Origin of the sequence: Mycobacterium sp. B14F4, from assembly GCF_039871645.1 — a bacterium.
Classification (GTDB): Bacteria; Actinomycetota; Actinomycetes; order Mycobacteriales; family Mycobacteriaceae; genus Mycobacterium.
The window spans coordinates 340,149-357,759 of record NZ_JBDPMF010000003.1 but is presented as its reverse complement, the minus strand read 5'-3'; the positions used below and the strand labels follow the sequence as shown (position 1 = coordinate 357,759).

The following is a 17,611-nucleotide window of genomic DNA, read 5'->3' as shown; positions in this document are numbered from 1 at the left end:
TCGGCGCGTGAGCCGGCTCATCTTTCAGGCGCGTCGGCGCATCCCGGCGCCGACGACGCGACCGGGCACCATCGCGATCGAGCCCCCGCCGGAGCTGCCGCGGATGGTTCCGCCGTCGCTGCTGCGCAGGGTGCTGCCCTACCTGATCGTCATCCTGATCGTGGGCATGATCGTGGCGCTGGTCGCCACCGGCATGCGTCTCATCTCGCCGACGACGCTGTTCTTCCCGTTCGTCCTGCTGCTCGCCGCGACCGCGCTCTACCGCGGCACCGACAACAAGATGCGCACCGAGGAGGTCGACGCCGAACGCGCCGACTACCTGCGCTACCTGTCGGTGGTGCGCGACAACGTGCGGGCCCACGCCGCCGAGCAGCGTGCCGCGCTGGAATGGTCGCACCCCGAGCCCGGCCTGCTCAGCGAGGTGCCCGGCACCCGCAGGCAGTGGGAACGCGATCCCCACGACGCCGACTTCCTGGTGGTCCGCACGGGACTGCACGACGCCCCGCTCAACGCGACGCTGCGGGTGAAGGACAGTGTGGACGAAGTCGACCTGGAACCCTTGTCGCACAGCGCGTTACGCGGTCTGCTCGATGTGCAGCGGACGGTGCGGGCGGTGCCGTCGGGCATCGACCTGGCGAAGGTCTCGCGCATCACGGTGCTCGGCGATGATCCCGACGTGCGCGGCGCACTGCGGGCGTGGATCACGCAGGCGGTCACCTGGCACGATCCCGCGGTGCTCGGCGTCGCACTGGTGTCGCCGGATATCGAGAGCGACGACTGGTCGTGGCTGAAGTGGCTGCCGCACAACGACATACCCGGGCAGGTCGACGGCGCGGGGCCGGCACGGTATCTGGCGCGCGACGCCGGTCAGCTGCGCACGCTGCTCGACCCGCTGCTCGACGACCGAGTCCCGTTCGGCACGGCCGACGACGTCAGCGCCAAGCACATGCTGATCATCGTCGACGATCCCGACACCGACCCGAACGCATTGGTGCCGCGCGGCGGCCTGGCCGGGGTGACGCTGGTGCACCGCACCTCCGAGCCGCCGCACCGCGAGCAGTACGCCGACCCGGAGCGCCCGATCGTGCGCGTCGTCGACGGCCGGCTGGAGCGGTGGCAGACCGGGGGGTGGGCGCCCTATGTCGACGCCGCCGATGAACTCGACGTCGCCACCGCGCGTCACATCGCGCGCCGGCTGTCTCGGTGGGACTCCAACCCCGGCCATGCGCGGACCAGCAGTGCCGGATTGGCCACCTTCTCGACGCTCCTCGACATCCCCGATGCGGCGGCGCTCGACGTGGCGAGCCTCTGGGCGCCGCGCCCACGCGCCGACGAGCTGCGCGTGCCCATCGGGGTGACGGCAACGGGTGAACCGCTGGTTTTCGATCTCAAGGACGAGGCCGAGGGCGGTATGGGACCGCACGGCCTGATGATCGGCATGACCGGCTCCGGCAAGTCGCAGACGCTGATGTCGATCCTGTTGTCGCTGTTGACAACGCATCCGGCCGACCGGTTGATCGTGATCTACGCCGACTTCAAGGGTGAGGCCGGCGCCGACATCTTCCGGGACTTCCCACAGGTCGTCGCGGTGATCTCCAACATGGCCGAGAAGCGTTCCCTGGCGGACCGGTTCGCCGACACGCTGCGGGGTGAGGTCGCCCGCCGCGAGCAGGTGTTGATGGAAGCCGGTCGCCGGGTGCAGGGCAGCGCCTTCAATTCGGTGCGTGAGTACGAGGCCGCCATCGCCGCCGGCCACGACCTTCCGCCGATTCCGACGCTGCTCGTCGTGGCCGACGAGTTCTCGCTGATGCTGGCCGACCACCCCGAGTACGCCGACCTGTTCGACTACGTGGCGCGTAAGGGCCGTTCCTTCCGCATCCACCTCCTGTTCGCGTCGCAGACGCTCGACATCGGCCGGATCAAGGACATCGACAAGAACACCTCGTACCGCATCGGGTTGAAGGTCGCGAGCCCGGCGGTGAGCCGCCAGATCATCGGCGTCGAGGACGCGTTCCACATCGAGGCGGGACCGGAGCACAAGGGTGAGGGCTATCTGGTTCCCGCCCCCGGCGCGATGCCGGTCAAGTTCCGCAGCATCTATGTCGACGGCATCTACGACCCGCCGCGCGTCCAGAGGTCCGTTGTCGTGCAGTCGGTTCCGGTACCGCAACTGTTCACGGCGGGACACGTCGACGCCCCTGCCGACACGGTCGTGGCCTCCGACCCGGCCGTGCACGAGGACCGCCGGCCGCGCAAGCTCATCGCCACCATCGGTGACCAGCTGGCGCATTACGGGCCGAAGGCGCCGCGGTTGTGGCTGCCGCCGCTCGACGAACCCGTCGCCCTCGACGAGCTGCTGGCCCGCCCGGACGTGCCGGAGCGCCAATGGCGTTGGCCGCTCGGCGAGATCGACCGCCCGTTCGCGATGCGGCGCGACCCGCTCGTCTTCGACGCGACGTCTGCCGCGGCCAATGTGTTGATCCACGGCGGTCCGAAGTCGGGCAAGACCACCGCGCTGCAGACGTTCATCCTCTCGGCCGCTGCGCTGCACTCGCCCCGCGACGTCACGTTCTACTGCCTGGACTACGGCGGCGGTCAGCTGCGTGAGCTCGACGGCCTCGCCCACGTCGGCAGTGTGGCGTCCCCGCTCGAGCCGGAGCGCATCCGACGCACCTTCGGTGAGCTCGAGCAGCTGCTGCGAGCGCGGCAAGCGCGGGGCCACTCGGGTAACGGCGAGCGTGACGAGTACGGCGAGGTATTTCTCGTCATCGACAACCTGTACGCGTTCAGCCGTGACAACACCGATACCTTCAACACGCGAAACCCGTTGCTGGCGAAGGTGACCGAGCTGGTCAACACCGGCATGGCCTACGGCATCCACGTCGTCATCACCACCCCGAACTGGCTCGAGGTGCCGTTGGCGATACGTGACGGGCTCGGCTTGCGGCTCGAGCTCAAGCTGCCCGACGCACGCGACAGCAACGTGCGCGTGACGGGTGCGCTGCGGCGACCCGCCGAGGCGGTGCCCGCCGACCAGCCGGGCCGCGGTTTGACGATGGCCGCCGAGCACTTCCTGTTCGCCGAACCGTCGCTGTCGGACATCGCGGTCATCAATGCCCGGCACCTCGGGGTGTCGGCCCCGCCGGTGCGGCTGCTGCCGCACGATCTGGCTCCGAGCGGGGTCGCGCCGCTGTACCCGGCGACCGAGCGGATCGTCATCGGCCAGCGCGAGGAGGATCTGGCGGCGGTGTCGTTGGCCTTCGATCGAAACCCGCTGCTGATGGTGTTCGGCGATGCCAAGTCCGGCAAGACCACGTTGCTGCGTCACGTGATTCGCACGATCCGGGAGCACTCGACGCCGGACCGCGTCGCGTTCACGGTGATCGACCGCCGTCTGCACCTGGTCGACGAGCCCTTGTTCCCGGACAACGAGTACACCCCGAACATCGACCGGATCACCCCGGCGATGCTCGGCCTCACCGCGCTGCTGGAGAAGCGGCGCCCGCCGGCCGGTCTGACCCCGCAGCAGCTCAGCGGCTGGACCTACCGATCCGATCAGGACGGCCACATTCACTACCTGATCGTCGACGACGTCGACCAGATCCCGGACGCGCCCGCTGCCGGCGGTCCGTTCGCCGGACAGCGACCGTGGACGGGGATCATCGGGTTGGCCTCGCAGGCCGCCGAATTGGGGCTGCGCGTCATCGTCACTGCGCGAGCGACCGGTTCGGCGCACGCCCTGATGACGGCGCCCCTGCTGCGCCGCCTCAACGAGCTGCAGGCCAACATCCTGATGATGTCGGGCAACCCGCAGGACAGCGGCAAGATCAGGGGTCACCGGTTCCGCCGGCTGCCCGCCGGCCGCGCGATGTTGCTCGACGACGGTGACGGCCCGACGTTCCTGCAGCTCGTCAACCCGGCCGCGGACGCCGTCCCGGGCGGTGCCGGAGGCCATTCCAGAAACTCAGGAAGGGAGTACAACTGATGACTCTGCGCGTCGTTCCCGAGGGCTTGTTCGCGGCGAGTGCCGCCGTCGAGGCGCTCACCGCGCGACTGGCCGCCGCCCACGCCGCGGCCGCACCCGTGATCACCTCGGTGGTGCCGCCCGCCGCCGATGCGGTGTCGCTGCAGACCGCCGCCGCCCTGAGCGCCCACGGCGTGCAGCACAACACGATCGCCGCGCACGGCGTGGAGGAGCTGGGCCGGTCCGGCGTCGGCGTCGGCGAGTCCGGCACCAGTTACGCCAGCGGTGACGCGATGGCCGCCACGTCCTACCTGGTCGCCGGCAGCTGATCGTGACCGCCCCCATCTGGATGGCCCTCCCTCCGGAGGTGCATTCGTCCATGCTCAGCAGCGGGCCCGGTCCGGGGCCGCTGTTGGCGGCCGCGGGGGCGTGGCAGTCGTTGGCCGCCGAATACTACACGGCCGCAGCCGAATTGACCGGCCTGTTGGGCGCGGTGCAGGGCGGCGCCTGGGAGGGCCCGAGCGCCGAGCAGTACGTCGCCGCGCACGCGCCGTATCTGGCGTGGCTGGCCCAAGCGAGTGCGAACAGCGCGGCGACGGCCGCCGCCCACGACACGGCCGCCGCGGCGTACTCGACGGCGCTGGCGACCATGCCGACGCTCGCGGAGTTGGCGCTCAATCACGCCACGCACGCGGTGCTGCTGGCCACGAACTTCCTGGGCATCAACACGATCCCGATCGCGCTGAACGAATCCGACTACGTGCGGATGTGGATCCAGGCCGCGACGACGATGAGCACCTATCAGGCGGTCTCGGGGGCGGCGGTGGCCGCTGCGCCGACGACCGCACCGGCACCGATGCTGCTGGCTCCCGGTGTGGGCGAGGCGGGTTCGAGTGCGGCCACCGCGCAGCAGTCCTTCGCACAGCTGACGGCGGCAGACTCCGGCGCGGCGTTGAACAACGCGGACTTCATCAACAGCCTGCTGCAGGTGTTCGCGCAGTTCTACCAGGCGTACAGCGAATACACCTACTCGCTGTTCGAGCCGATCCTGACGTACTTCCAGGATCCGGTCGGCAACACCATCCAGCTGGTCACCGGCCTGTTGACCAACCCGGGACCGACCCTGGTGCAGTACGGCCCGTTCCTGTTCGCCGTTGCGTATCAAGCGGTCTCATGGGTCGGCGCGTCGCTGACCTACCCACAGCTCCTGCTGCAGCCGCTGCTGGCGATCGGCCTCGGAGTCGGGAGTTACTTCCTCAACGAGTATCTCGGCAAGATGGGACCGCCTCCGTCCGCACCGGCCCCCGCGCCCGCGCCTGCCCCAGCCGCGCAGCAGTCGCCGGTGCCGCGTGCCGTATCGCTGCCTGCCTTCACGTCGGTCTCCCCGACCGTGCCCAGTGCGCCTGCCGCACCCTCACCGTCGGTGAGCGCCGGCTCCGCGCCCGCCCCGAGTGCGCCCGCGCCGGGTGTGGGGGCCGCGGTGCCGTACGCGATCGGGCCTCCCGGCCCCGGCGGCGGCGAAACCCCGACGTTGCGGGAGGGTACCGGCGCCAAGGCGCCCGCCTCCGATATCGCCGCGTCCGCTGCTGCGGCGGCCGCGGCGTCGTCGCTGGCGAAGCGCAAGGCGCGGCGTCACCGCGGCCAGCGGATCCACCAGCGTCAGTACGCCGACGCGTACATGGACTACGAATCCGAACCCGACACTCCACCCGAGCCGGTGCGTCGCCCGCACGTGGCCGCGTCCGAACGCGGCGCGGGGACCGTCGGTTTCACGGGTGCGGCGACGAAGTCCGGCACCGAACAGGCCACCGGTCTCACCGAGCTCGCCGGCGACTCGTTCGGCGGTGGACCCACCGAGCCCCTGCTACCCGGCGACTGGGATCACCAGGGGGGAGAGCGCACCTGATCGATCGGACCGACCGAATCGTCCACCGCACACCATCCGAAAGGACAACACATGAGCCTCCTGGACGCTCACATCCCACAGCTCGTCTCATCCGAGGCGGCGTTCTCCGCCAAGGCGGCCCTGATGCGCAGCACCATGGCCCAGGCCGAGCAGGCCGCCCAGTCGGCGCAGGCCTTCCACATGGGTGAGTCGTCGGCCGCCTTCCAGGCCGCGCACGCCCGCTTCATCGAGGTCTCGGCCAAGATCAACTCGCTGCTCGACATCGCGCAGGCCAACCTCGGCGACGCGGCGGGCGTCTACGTGGCCGAGGACGCCGCGGCGGCCAGCACCTACACCGGTATCTGAACGTCCAACTGACCCAAGGGAGAATTTGATGTCCCAGATCATGTACAACTACCCGGCGATGCTGGCCCATTCGGGCGAGATGGCCGGGTACGCCGGGGCGCTGCACGGCGTCGGGGCCGACATCGCCAGCGAGCAGGCCGCGCTCGCCGGCGCGTGGCAGGGTGACACCGGCATGAGCTACCAGGCGTGGCAGGCGCAGTGGAACGCCGGCCTCGAGGAACTGGTGCGTGCATACCGCGCGATGGCAGCCACCCACGAGCAGAACACCATGTCGATGAGCGCCCGCGATCAGGCCGAAGGCGCAAAATGGGGCGGCTGAACCTCGGTGGCCGCTAACGCAGTCGAGCTGACCGCCGAGCAGGCCTGGTTTCTCGCCGATACGCTTGGCGCCGGCGGATTTCCGTGGGTCCTCGCCATCACCCCGCCCTACCGCGACCAGTCGGAGCGGGCGGCGTTCGAGACCAGGATGTCCGCCGAACTTGCGGCGCTTGGCGTCGTTGCCGAGGACGGGGCCGTCGATCCCGCTGTCCGCCAATGGGTCACGACGACGTGCCGGGCCCGCCGCTGGCTCGAACTCCGGTTCGTCGGCGGATCGGGCCGCATACTGCGCGGACACGTCGGGCGACGCGACGGCTACACGGTCGTCGCCCTGCGCGGCGGCGGCCTGGTCACGTTCACGGCACTCGATGTCGGCCACCCGCAAGCACTGGTCCCGATCCTGACCGCGGGACTGTCCGGCCGGTCGCCCGCCCGCTTTGAGGAGTTCACCATTCCCGCCCGGATCGGCGCACGCGCCGACGAGCGGTTGCGCACCGGCGCCGCGCTCGCCGAGGTGGTCGAGTTCCTCGGAATCCCGCCGGGCGCACGGCCCGTCGTCGCGGCCGCGTACGCGCCGGGTCGCAGCTATGTGGAGATCGTCGCGGGCGACCATCGCGACGGCCACCGCGTGAGCACCGATGTCGGGGTCAGCGTCGTCGACACCACCGAAGGCCGCGTCCTGGTCCACCCGACGAAGGCCTTCGACGGCGAGTGGGTGTCGACATTCACCACGGGCACGCCGCTCGCGATCGCCACCGCGGTCGAGCGGTTGACCGCGACGCTGCCCGACGGGGCATGGTTCCCCCACCTGAACCTGACCAGAGATTTCGGAACTGAGAACAGAACGGAAGAGCAATGGCGCCAGACAGCCAGTTGACCGACACACCATCCTTGGCATCCATGCCGTCAATGCCCGTCGTTCGTGTCGCCGTGCTCGCCGCCGGAGACACGGGCGGTCGAGTCACGGACATGGCCCTGCCGACCGAACTTCCGCTGCGCGAGATCCTGCCCGCGGTGCGCCGGATGGCGGCGCCCTCCGACGACGAGTCCGGTGCCACCGGTCCCGTCGCACTTTCGCTGGCGCCGGTCGGTGGTGCGCCGTTCAGCCTCGACGCGACGCTCGACACGGTCGGCGTCGTCGACGGCGACCTGCTCGTGCTGCAGCCACTCCCGGCGGGCCCGCCGGCCCCGCCCATCGTGGAGGACATCGGCGACGCCGCGGTGATCTTCTCGGCTGCCCGCGAAAAGCCTTGGGGCGCAGCGCACATCCAACGTGGTGCAGCGGCAGCCGTCATCGGCCTGGCCCTGGTCGCCACCGCGCTCGCGGGCGTCCACCGCGTCGCCACGGGCGGCTACTGGGGCTTGTTCGCGACGGCGACCATCGCGGTGCTGACGGTGCTGGGTGCGCTGGTCACCTGGGCCCGCACGCCCCGACTGGGCACCGCGCTCTCGGTGAGCGCGCTGGTGCCGATCGCCGCGGCCCTGGGCCTCGCGGTGCCCGGTGAGTTCGGGCCGTCGCAGGTGCTGCTGGCCGCCGCGGGCGTGACGGCATGGTCGATCATGAGCATCACCGTGGCCCAGCGCGCGGTCGCGGTGTTCACCGCCGCGACCGTCGCCGGCGTCGGCGCCGTGATCACCGCGGGAGCGGAGGCGATCTGGGACGTCGACTCCGTGATCGTCGGGTCGGTCCTGGTCGTGTCGGCGCTGCTGGTCACCGTGCAGGCCGCTCAGTTCTCGGCGTTGTGGTCACGCCTGCCCGTCCCGGTGATCCCCGCTCCCGGCGACCCCGCGCCGTCGGCGCCGTCGCTGAAGGTGCTGGCCGATCTTCCGCGGCGGGTGCGTCTCAGCGACTCGCATCAGACGGGGTTCATCGCGGGCGGTGTCTTGCTGGCGACCGCAGGAGCCCTGACTCTGGCTGCGCCGCAGGGGGCTTCGTACTGGGCGTGGTACATCGCGGTCGCGGTGGCGCTGGGTGCGGTGCTGCGGGCCCGGGTGTGGGATTCGGCGCCGTGCAAGGCCTGGCTGCTGGCTCAGCCGTTCCTGCTGGCCCTGTCCTTCCTCGTGGTGTTCGCCGCCGACGGCCGGTACCCGGCGGCGTGGTGGGCGCTGGCCGCGCTGACCGGGTTGACGGGCGTATGGGTGGCCGCGGCCCTGTTCCCGCGGGTCGCCTCGCCCGACACCTACTCGCTGCCGATGCGCCGTCTGGTCGGGTTCCTGGCCTCCGGTGTCGACGCCTCGGTGATCCCGGTGCTGGCCCACCTCGTCGGACTGTTCGCCTGGGTGTTGAACCGATGAGGCATCGGTGAGAGCGCAGTGGCGTCGGGGGGTTGCGTTCGCAGCGGTGACCGTCGCCGTCGCGGGCTCGAGTTGCCCTGCGGCGCAAGCTGTCACACCTCCACACATCGACGCGGGAGCGGTGCCGCCGTCGGGCGCCGCCGGTCCCGTCCAGCCGATGGCGCAGCGCAGTCCGTGCGTCAGCACCGGTGTCCTGCCGGGGGTCGACCCCGGTGCGCACAACCCCAACCGGTCGATGCTCAACCTCGACGGCGCGTGGCGGTACAGCCGCGGCGACGGGCAGCTCGTCGCGGTGATCGACACCGGCGTCAAGCCGGGCCCGCGGCTTCCCAACGTCGACCCGGGCGGCGACTTCCTCGAGTCCACCGACGGACTGACCGACTGCGACGGACACGGGACTCTGGTGGCCGGCCTGATCGCGGGCCAACCGGGGCCCGACCGGTTCTCCGGCGTCGCACCTGCGGCGCGGGTGCTGTCGATCCGCTCGACCTCGGCGCGGTTCTCACCGCGCGACACCGGCCAGGACGCGGCGACGGCACGCGTCGCATTCGACGTCGCAACGCTGGCCCGCGCGGTCGTCCGCGCCGCCGACCTCGGCGCTCGCGTCATCAACATCTCGGCCGTCACCTGTCTGCCGGTCAGCGAGGCCGTCGACCAGAACGAACTCGGCGCTGCGCTGCGGTATGCCGCGGTCGACAGGGACGCGGTGATCGTCGCGGCGGCCGGTAACAACAAGGCGGGGCTCAACCCCGGCTCGGCCTGTCCGTCGAACCCGCTGTCAGACCCCGGCAGGCCCGAGGATCCGCGCAACTGGTCGGCCGTCACGTCGGTGTCCATCCCGTCGTGGTGGCAGCCGTATGTGCTGGCGGTCGCGTCCCTCGATCCCGCGGGACGCCCATCGGCGTTCACGATGGCGGGTCCGTGGGTGGGCATCGCCGCGCCCGGGCAGGACGTCGTCTCGGTGGGCAACGGTGAGGGCGGCGGCCTGGCCAACGCGTTGCCCGACGAGCAGGGCCGGCTCTTCGGGCTCAACGGTTCGAGCTTCGCGGCGGCGTACGTGTCCGGTGTTGCGGCGTTGGTGCGCAGTCGTTTTCCCAAGTTGACCGCGCACCAGGTGATCGACCGGCTGACCGCGGGCGCCCACGGCGCCGCCCGTGCGCCGTCGAACCTGACCGGCTACGGCCTGGTGGATCCCGTTGCGGCGCTGACGTGGGATGTCACCGACTCCGTCCGGGGCGACACCGGACCCGAGCCGCAACCCGTGGCCGCCCCGCAGCAGCCCGCCCCGCCCGACGGCACGCCGCGCACCGTCGCGTTCGTCGGCACCGGGGTGCTGGCCCTGATCGCGGCCGTCGCCGCCGCGGTCGCGGTACACCGTCGCAGAACCATCGAGGAGACACCGTGACCATCCGAATCGCTTTGGCGTTGCTGTTCATCGTCCCGGCGGCCATGGCGTACCCGTGGCAGTCGAACGTCGACTGGTGGCTGTTGGGCATCGCCGCCGCGGTGCTCGCGGTCGTGTTCGCCTGGTGGCGCGGCCAGTTCGTCACGACCATCGTGGCGCGACGGTGGGCGGTGTTCCGGCGCAACCACTCCACGCCCAGACAGCAGAGCGCCGATCGGGCGACGGTGGTCGTGCGCGTCGACGACCCGGCGGGTGTGGGTCTCTCGCTGCCGGTGCTGGCCGGGTACGTCGAGCGGTTCGGCGTGCGCAGTCACAAGGTGCGCGTGACGAGCCGCACGCAGGGCGCGGTGCGCAGGACGTGGGTGAGCCTCACCATCGACGCGTCCGCGAACCTGGTTGCGCTGCGCGCTCGTTCGCCGGAACTGCCGCTGCACGAGACCGCGGTGATCGCCGGCCGCCGGCTCGCCGGCCACCTCCGGGAGACCGGCCTCGAGGCATCCGTCGTCGACACCGCCGACACGCCGCTGGTGGGCGCGGGCAAGGAGACATGGCGCGGGGTGCGCGACGAGCACGGCGTCGTGTCGGCCTACGGAATCGCGGTCGACGACCGGCTGTCCGAGCGACTCGCCGAGGTGTGGGCACAGCCGGCCGAGAACTGGACCGCGGTGGAGTTCGCCGGCACGGCGGCCGAGCCGACCGTTGCCGCCGTGTGCGCGATGCGGACCCCGGAGGCCGTTCGCGGCGTGCCGCTGCCCGGTCTGATTCCGCAGCGGGGCGGTCAGCGGCCACTGCTCGCCGCGCTGGACCCGAAATCGACCGACCGCCTGGGCATTCCGGCCGAGCCGCTGACCGCCGGCCTGCTGGACGGGGTCGGGTGGCCGGGCGGGTCGAGTGTCGAGCTCAGTCGAACATGAAATCGCGCATGAAGCGGGTCATCCGGCGCAGGTAGTCCGGCTGGCTGACGTGCAGGATGTGGTTGCCGGGGAACCAGTGGAACGCGCAGCGGTCCCAGTGTTCCCACAGCATTTCGGCTTGCTCCGGAGGAGCGAGACGGTCGCCGAGGCCGGTGATGATGAGCCGGCGGTCCTTGGGTACCAGCGGGACATAGTTCAGCGGTGAGGAGAACTGTGTCGCCGCCGTGGTGAGTTCGGAGTTGGTGCGCGACAGAAGATTTCGTAGCCGTACCACGTTGTTGGCGGGAAACCATTCGTCGACGGTCTGGTCAGGTGCGACGACGGGCACGTTGGGGATGACGGCCTGGATACGGTCGTCGACGCCGGCGATCAGCGCGGACGTGTAACCGCCCAGGGACATCCCGGTGAGCGCGATCCGGTCGACACCGGTGAACTCGAGGTAGTCGATGATCGAGCGGAAATCATGCACCGCCTGCGCCATGGCCTCGGCGAAGCCGGAGAACCCGTTGGCGAAGAACCCGTAACCGCTGAAGGGTGAACCCCTTTCGGCGCGCGGACCGTGGAACGGCATGGTGTAGAGCAGCACGTCGTAGCCCGACCGGTAGAACCAGGGCAACGAGAAGAACAGGCCGTTGAACAGATACGGCGAACCCATGAAGCCGTGAATGACGCACAGCGTGGGATGCGGTCCGTCGTCGTGACGCCAGTGCTGGGCGTGCACCACGTTGTTGCGTTCGAAGCCGCGGCACTGGTCACGCAGTGCGGGGTTGATCGCCTGGAAGCTGCTGTCGAAGCGGATGTTGGAGACGTGGCCCTTGGCAATGATCTCGGCGATCGGGTTCGCGGTTCGCGACGCCACCCGGGGTACCTCCGTCGGGGCCGGGAACGACTGCGCCGGGTCGTGCGCGGCGGCGAGCTCGGCGTAGAACTGCAGTTGTTCGCGTTCCGCGCGGGACTGCTCGCGCCGCAGGCCGCCGATCAGCGTCGGCAGCATGGTCACTGCGAGCAGCGAGGCGATTCCGGTGCGCAGGGCGAGGTCGGCGACGGCGGAGGACTCGACGATGGCCCGCTGGCGAAGCGTGAGTTCCTCGCGACGGGGCAGCCCGCCGACGCTGGCGTCGGCACCGGGAACATCGGGAACAGGGAGGGGCGGATCCACCGGGGCGGCGTCCGATTGGGTCACGTCCGAATGGTAGCCCGTCGTAACGGCCGAGCAGGCGCGCCAAGCGGTGCCAGACTGGCCGCATGTGGAACCCGGACGTCTACCTCGCCTTCGCCGACCAGCGCGGACGGCCCTATTTCGACCTGCTGGCGCGCGTGCGGGCCGATGCGCCGCGCCGCGTCGTCGACCTGGGCTGCGGCCCCGGCAACCTCACGGCGAGCCTCGCGCAACGCTGGCCGGGCGCCGTCGTCGAGGCGTGGGACAGTTCGCCGGAGATGGTCGAAGCCGCGCGCGAACGCGGCCTGGACGCGCACGTCGGGGACGTGCGGGAGTGGACGCCGCAACCCGACACGGACGTGCTGGTGAGCAATGCGACGCTGCAGTGGGTGCCCGAGCACCCGCGGTTACTGGTTCGGTGGGTGAGCCAGCTCGCGCCGGGGTCGTGGATCGCGATGCAGGTGCCGGGCAACTTCGACGCGCCGTCGCATCGCGCCGTGCGGTCACTGGCCAGTAGTGAGCGGTGGGCAGAGCCGCTGCGCGATTTCCCGTTTCGTGACGGCCAGGTCGACGATCCGGCGGGCTACGCGGCGCTGCTCACCGATGCCGGCTGCGCGGTCGACGCGTGGGAGACCACGTACGTGCACGAGTTGACGGGGGAGAACCCGGTGCTGGAATGGATCAGCGGCACCGCGCTTCGGCCGGTGCGCAGCAGGCTCACCGATCCCGAATGGGCGAAGTTCCGGTCGGAGCTGATACCGCTGCTGCATGCGGCGTATCCGCGACGGACGGACGGCAGGACGTTCTTCCCGTTCCGGCGGATCTTCGTGGTGGCGCAGGTGAATTGATGCCGGGCGGTCAGGTCGGCAGCCCGTCGCGTTGCGCATCCGCCCGGTACCGGTCCACCCAGTCGTCGGAGCGTTGGTCGGCCTGGCGCTCCAGCGCGGGAGCGGGCGCCAGCCGACGGTCCTGCCCGAGCGCCTCGAGGACGTCACCGACAACGTCGGTCAGGTTGCGCCACAGCACCGGGTAGGGCACCTCGATGGGCGCCACGTTCTCCTCGGCAAACCAGGTGCGCCAGCCATTCTCCTGAGCGCGCAGCATGGTCACCACGTGGGCGATCGCGCCCGCGTGGTACTCGGCCCGAGCATCGCGGACCGGATCGGGCCTGCCCCGCCAAACCCGGGTCTGCAGCGCGCGCCAAAACGAAACCGCCTGTGACACAACGTCGGGGCGGTGGACATAGATCAGGAGCGGTTCGCTGCCGATGACGTCGCGGATGGCCGAGAGCAGCCCGTCGCCGGACCGGTCGGGCAGGCCGTGGGCGCGGTCGAGCAGCAGCGCCGTCTGGTTCCACATGAGCTTGCCGCCCCAGATGCCGTTGGGCGTGCGGCCCACGGTGCGGATGTAGTCGCGCCAGATCTCCGGCGGGGCCAGGTCGGGCTTGCCGTCATCTAGGGGGTCGAGCAGGCGGAGGATCGAATCGTCGGTCATGCCGTCGAACCACTGCCTGGGCTGCGGCGACTGGCTGGTGGCGGGCAGGTACTGGAAGAACTCACCGGGTTCGCCCGCGACGCCGGTCGCGCGCAGCGACTCGACCAGCAGGGTGCTGCCGCTGCGCTGAGAAGCCAGAACCAAGTAGGCCGTCGGAGCCGACATGGGCGCAGCTTACCCAGATGGGAAAAGGTTTACACCACTTGGTATTTCGCTCATGGTGAGCAAAACTAGCGGCCGCCGTGGTTCTCCTCGACTCCCCGTTCCGCGGCGATCGCCGAGCGGCTGGGAAGTTGGCCCCGGATATGCAGATAGGTTTCGGTGTAGCGCACGGAGATGCGCGTGCCCGCGAACTCCGACGGGATGACGTCGTTGGTCTTCTGACGCCAGTTGTTCAGCGACAGGGCCAGGTCGTGGGCGATCGCATCTGCCGCGTCGGCGCCCTCCGGGCCCAGCAGGTTGCGCGACTCCGTGGGGTCCGCGACGAGGTCGTAGAGTTCGCGCTCCGGGCGACGCTCGGTTATCCGCGGTGCGACGGCCCGGCCGGGAGCGCTGTCAGCGATGTCCAACGGCAGGTCGAGCATCGGGCGCGAGGCGTAGTTCTCGATGTAGCTGTACTCCTTCGTGCGGATGGCGCGGATCGGGTCGAAGGAGTCGTGGAAGGTCTTCATCGTGTAGACCTCCGTGCGGACCGGCGACGGCACGTCGGTGCTCAGCAGGTTGGCCGCATGAGATACGCCCTCGATCGCGGCGGGAATCTCGACGCCGAGCAGATCGAGCAGGGTAGGAACCAGATCCACGCCGCTGAACAACTCGTCGTAGCCGCGCGGTTCGATCGCGGCGTCCTTCGGCGGGCGCACGATGAAGGCAATGCCCGTGCCGGCGTCGTAGAGGGTGGACTTCGCGCGGGGCAGCGCCGGACCGTGGTCGGTCATGAACACCACCCAGGTGCTGCGGTCGAGGCCGGTTTCGGTGAGCCTGTCGAGCAGCCTGCCGACCGCGGCATCGGCGACCGAGATCGCGCCGTAGAAGTCGGCGAGGTCCTGGCGGACGTCGGCGGTGTCGGGAAGGTAGTCCGGCACCGTGACGCCGGAGGCGTCGGCGGGTTCGTACCGGTCGTGGGGATAGGGCCGGTGGGTCTCGAAGAAGCCGGTGGTGAGGAGGAACGGCTCCGATGGCGGGTCGTCGAGCCACCGGGTCGCCTGCTCGACGACATACTCGCAGTAGGAGTTCGAGACGTCGAATTCGTCGAAGCCCAGCTTGGGCGGATGGGACGTCTCGTGCTGCATACCGAAAAGCGCTGTGTGCCAACCAGAGTCAGACAGGATATGGGGGAGTGTCTGGACACCCGAGCGGTATTCCCAGCCGTGGTGGGCGAGGCCGACCAGTCCGTTGCTCTGTGGGTACCGGCCGGTGAACAGCGAACCGCGCGAGGGGGAGCACAGGGGCGCGGTGGCGTGCGCACGGGTGAACAGGATGCCCTCGGCGGCAAGTCGGTCCAGGCGCGGACTCGACACGTCCGGGTGACCGTAGACGCCGAGATACCGCCCGAGATCGTGCCAGTGCACGATCAGCACGTTGTCCCGTCGAGGCTTCGTCACCGAGCATTCCTCTCGTCGCCGGTCTTCGCAGGCTTCTCCACTTCATAGGGCGACGTCTGCCCGGGGCAACCCTTTGGCTCAAAGAGTTCGCGTTGTCCCCAATGGCGAATTGATCCACAGGGTGGCGGGCTCGGGCTGGTTCCGAGACTGGCGGGTGGGCGGCGCGGCGTAGTTTCGCTCATATGTTCGAGTCTTTGGTGGAGGCCGCTGGACCCACCGCCGATACCGCGGCGGTGGGGGCGTGGGCGCGGGTGGAGAACGCTGCGTGTGCGCGGCGGCTCTCGGCGGCCGCCGATGTGCTCGACCGCCACCACGCCGCCGACGGCTCGGCCGAGCGTGATCAGTGGATCGAGGACAACTGGTCGGCGGTGGCCGCCGAGATCGCCGCGGCCCAGAACGTGTCGCGGGGGATGGCGGCGGCTCAACTCGGGGTCGCGGTCGCGCTGCGCGATCGCCTGCCGAGAGTCAACGCGGTGTTTCTCACCGGCGCGCTCACCTACCGCATGGTCGCTGCGATCGTCTCGCGCACCTGGCTGATCGAGGACCCCCACGCGCTGGCGCAGATCGACGCCGCGATCGGCGGCCATGTCGCGGGGTGGACGACGTGGTCGGTAGAGCGACTGCACGCCGGGATCGACTACTGGGTGGATCGCTTCGACCCCGCCGCGGTGCGCCGCGCCGAAAGCAGCTCGCGCGACCGTTACGTCGAGGTCAAAGACCCCAAAGACGGCTCCGGGGTGGCCTACCTGGACGCCATCGTCTACGCCCAGGACGGTGAACTGATCGACGCCCGCCTCGAGGCGATGGCCGGCACCGTCTGTAGCAACGACCCCCGCACGATCGACCAGCGCCGCACCGACGCCATGGCCGCGGTGTTCAACGGCGCTCAAAGTCTGGCGTGTGCCTGCGGCAGTGCCGACTGCCCGGCCGCGGGTACCACGGCGAGTGCGGTGGTGGTCCACGTGGTCGCCGGCGAGGACACCGTGACCGATGAGACACCGGTGCAGCTGGACGGGCACGAGCCCGCCGAGTCCAGCGCCGACCCCACCGCCGAGTCCGCCGACGCTGCGACCGCCGGCCCCGCTGTGGCCGGGCCGGGTTATGTGATCGGTAATGGCGCGATCCTGCCCGCCCCGCTCGTGGCCGACAAACTCGCCACCGCCAAACGCCGCCCGGTGGTCCATCCCGGCGACAGCCCGCCGGAGAACCGGCGGATCCCCTCGGCGGTGTTGGCGTCGTTCGTGCGCTGTCGCGATCTGACCTGCCGGTTCCCGGGCTGTAGCAAGCCGGCCACGCACTGCGACGTGGACCATACGATCCCCTACCCGCGCGGGGCGACCCAGGCGTCGAACCTCAAATGCCTGTGCCGAGCACATCATTTGTCCAAAACGTTCTGGGGCTGGCGCGACCGACAACATCGCGATGGAATGGTCGACTGGATTTCTCCGGGTGGGCAGAGATACACCACCTATCCGGGCAGCCGACTACTGTTCCCGTCGCTGTGCCGGCCCACCGCGCCCGCGGTCGTCGACCACTCCGTCGAGCTGCTCGACGACGCCGTGCGCTGCCTGAAGATGCCGCGCCGCAAGCAAACCCGAGCCCACGACCGCACCAAAGCCATCGAAGCCGAACGCCGACGCAACCAGCCCCACGCCGACGAACGCAACAAACCCCCACCCTTTTGACGGGCGGTCGCCGGAACTACGGGTGGTACGGGATTCCGACTGCGCGGTAGACGAATTCGGGCGGCACATCGAAGGCCAACGATCGGTGAGGCAACCGACCGATCACGTCCTGCGGGATGGTCACCTTGTAGTGCATCGAGAGTTCGCCGGAGAACTTCGGATCGATGGCGTTGATGTCGACATCGAGAGACAAGCCGTTCGTTGACAACTCGGCCTTGACGGTGCCCGACTGCGGAGCGTCCCAGCTTTGGTCGACGGTTCTGCCGGCCAGTTTCGGAACCGACGACAGCGTGGCGAGTACCCGTTGATTGGTCAGCGCAAGTGCTCCGACGTAGCTGCTGACCTTACCTCGTGAGCGTCGGCCGGGGACCTTGCCGCTGAACCAGCGGGTCACTGGGACATACTCGGCGAGGAAGATGACGCCCTCGGCCTCGACCTCGGCGCGCATCTCCTCGGGCAGACCGCCGATGCGAAGCAGTTTGCGCAGAATCACGGCCATGAGCAGCCACCATAACCGTCGGCGGC

The 17,611-nt window shown here is 70.0% G+C and carries 15 protein-coding genes; 11 read left to right on the top strand and 4 right to left on the bottom strand.

Features of this window, described 5'->3' with window-relative positions:
* The first annotated feature begins 7 nt into the window (after window positions 1-7).
* From eccCa to eccE, 9 genes are read left to right on the top strand one after another with little or no spacing between them, the layout of a single operon-like run.
* A complete protein-coding gene (gene eccCa, locus ABGB19_RS11560) occupies window positions 8-3,985 on the top strand; it encodes a type VII secretion protein EccCa (RefSeq protein WP_347686079.1) in 3,978 nt (1,325 codons plus the stop codon).
* Window positions 3,985-4,293 carry a PE family protein gene (locus ABGB19_RS11555; RefSeq protein WP_347686078.1) on the top strand — a complete coding sequence of 103 codons (309 nt, stop codon included), beginning with the start codon at window positions 3,985-3,987 and terminating at the stop codon, window positions 4,291-4,293. The genes eccCa and ABGB19_RS11555 overlap by 1 nt, the downstream gene beginning before the upstream one ends.
* Before the next feature lie 2 nt (window positions 4,294-4,295).
* Window positions 4,296-5,870 carry a PPE family protein gene (locus ABGB19_RS11550; protein ID WP_347686077.1) on the top strand — a complete coding sequence of 525 codons (1,575 nt, stop codon included), beginning with the start codon at window positions 4,296-4,298 and terminating at the stop codon, window positions 5,868-5,870.
* A gap of 51 nt (window positions 5,871-5,921) precedes the next feature.
* On the top strand, window positions 5,922-6,215 hold the full coding sequence (locus ABGB19_RS11545; RefSeq protein WP_347686076.1) for a type VII secretion protein EsxS: 294 nt from the start codon (window positions 5,922-5,924) through the stop codon (window positions 6,213-6,215).
* A 28-nt stretch (window positions 6,216-6,243) separates the two neighbouring features.
* Window positions 6,244-6,534: a WXG100 family type VII secretion target gene (locus ABGB19_RS11540; RefSeq protein WP_347686075.1), complete on the top strand. Its 291-nt coding sequence runs from the start codon at window positions 6,244-6,246 to the stop codon at window positions 6,532-6,534.
* Between the two features lie 6 nt (window positions 6,535-6,540).
* Complete coding sequence (locus ABGB19_RS11535) at window positions 6,541-7,410, top strand: ESX secretion-associated protein EspG (RefSeq protein ID WP_347686074.1); 870 nt, start codon at window positions 6,541-6,543, stop codon at window positions 7,408-7,410.
* Between the two features lie 32 nt (window positions 7,411-7,442).
* Complete coding sequence (eccD, locus tag ABGB19_RS11530; protein WP_347686240.1) at window positions 7,443-8,828, top strand: type VII secretion integral membrane protein EccD; 1,386 nt, start codon at window positions 7,443-7,445, stop codon at window positions 8,826-8,828.
* A 46-nt stretch (window positions 8,829-8,874) separates the two neighbouring features.
* Window positions 8,875-10,233: a type VII secretion-associated serine protease mycosin gene (gene mycP, locus ABGB19_RS11525; RefSeq protein ID WP_347686073.1), complete on the top strand. Its 1,359-nt coding sequence runs from the start codon at window positions 8,875-8,877 to the stop codon at window positions 10,231-10,233.
* A complete protein-coding gene (eccE, locus tag ABGB19_RS11520; protein ID WP_347686072.1) occupies window positions 10,230-11,147 on the top strand; it encodes a type VII secretion protein EccE in 918 nt (305 codons plus the stop codon). Before mycP ends, eccE begins: the two co-directional genes overlap by 4 nt.
* Here the strand turns inward: eccE and ABGB19_RS11515 are convergent.
* A complete protein-coding gene (locus ABGB19_RS11515; RefSeq protein WP_347686071.1) occupies window positions 11,134-12,330 on the bottom strand; it encodes an alpha/beta fold hydrolase in 1,197 nt (398 codons plus the stop codon). The two genes, eccE and ABGB19_RS11515, sit on opposite strands and share 14 nt — an antisense overlap.
* A 62-nt stretch (window positions 12,331-12,392) precedes the next feature.
* On the opposite strand from ABGB19_RS11515, the gene ABGB19_RS11510 reads away from it, so the two are divergent.
* Complete coding sequence (locus ABGB19_RS11510) at window positions 12,393-13,154, top strand: trans-aconitate 2-methyltransferase (RefSeq protein ID WP_347686070.1); 762 nt, start codon at window positions 12,393-12,395, stop codon at window positions 13,152-13,154.
* Window positions 13,155-13,164: 10 nt separating this feature from the next.
* Here ABGB19_RS11510 and ABGB19_RS11505 read toward each other — a convergent pair whose 3' ends face one another.
* Together ABGB19_RS11505 and ABGB19_RS11500 are read right to left on the bottom strand one after the other, a co-directional pair.
* Window positions 13,165-13,965, bottom strand: a complete 801-nt coding sequence (locus ABGB19_RS11505) for a Stf0 family sulfotransferase (RefSeq protein ID WP_347686069.1) — start codon at window positions 13,963-13,965, stop codon at window positions 13,165-13,167.
* A gap of 65 nt (window positions 13,966-14,030) precedes the next feature.
* On the bottom strand, window positions 14,031-15,401 hold the full coding sequence (locus tag ABGB19_RS11500) for a sulfatase (RefSeq protein ID WP_347686068.1): 1,371 nt from the start codon (window positions 15,399-15,401) through the stop codon (window positions 14,031-14,033).
* 182 nt (window positions 15,402-15,583) lie between these two features.
* On the opposite strand from ABGB19_RS11500, the gene ABGB19_RS11495 reads away from it, so the two are divergent.
* The gene (locus tag ABGB19_RS11495) at window positions 15,584-17,086 is read left to right on the top strand and encodes a DUF222 domain-containing protein (protein WP_347686067.1); all 1,503 of its coding nucleotides are present in this window, start codon (window positions 15,584-15,586) and stop codon (window positions 17,084-17,086) included.
* Between the two features lie 16 nt (window positions 17,087-17,102).
* Here ABGB19_RS11495 and ABGB19_RS11490 read toward each other — a convergent pair whose 3' ends face one another.
* The gene (locus ABGB19_RS11490) at window positions 17,103-17,585 is read right to left on the bottom strand and encodes a hypothetical protein (protein WP_347686066.1); all 483 of its coding nucleotides are present in this window, start codon (window positions 17,583-17,585) and stop codon (window positions 17,103-17,105) included.
* Window positions 17,586-17,611 lie beyond the last annotated feature (26 nt).

Excerpts from the sequence above, each read along its gene's own strand:
- ABGB19_RS11490 (WP_347686066.1), bottom strand. The coding sequence starts at position 17,585 with ATGGCCGTGATTCTGCGCAAACTGCTTCGCATCGGCGGTCTGCCCGAG.
- ABGB19_RS11555 (WP_347686078.1), top strand. The coding sequence starts at position 3,985 with ATGACTCTGCGCGTCGTTCCCGAGGGCTTGTTCGCGGCGAGTGCCGCC.
- ABGB19_RS11545 (WP_347686076.1), top strand. The coding sequence starts at position 5,922 with ATGAGCCTCCTGGACGCTCACATCCCACAGCTCGTCTCATCCGAGGCG.
- ABGB19_RS11510 (WP_347686070.1), top strand. The coding sequence starts at position 12,393 with ATGTGGAACCCGGACGTCTACCTCGCCTTCGCCGACCAGCGCGGACGG.
- ABGB19_RS11540 (WP_347686075.1), top strand. The coding sequence starts at position 6,244 with ATGTCCCAGATCATGTACAACTACCCGGCGATGCTGGCCCATTCGGGC.
- ABGB19_RS11505 (WP_347686069.1), bottom strand. The coding sequence starts at position 13,965 with ATGTCGGCTCCGACGGCCTACTTGGTTCTGGCTTCTCAGCGCAGCGGC.
- eccD (WP_347686240.1), top strand. The coding sequence starts at position 7,443 with ATGCCCGTCGTTCGTGTCGCCGTGCTCGCCGCCGGAGACACGGGCGGT.
- ABGB19_RS11495 (WP_347686067.1), top strand. The coding sequence starts at position 15,584 with ATGTTCGAGTCTTTGGTGGAGGCCGCTGGACCCACCGCCGATACCGCG.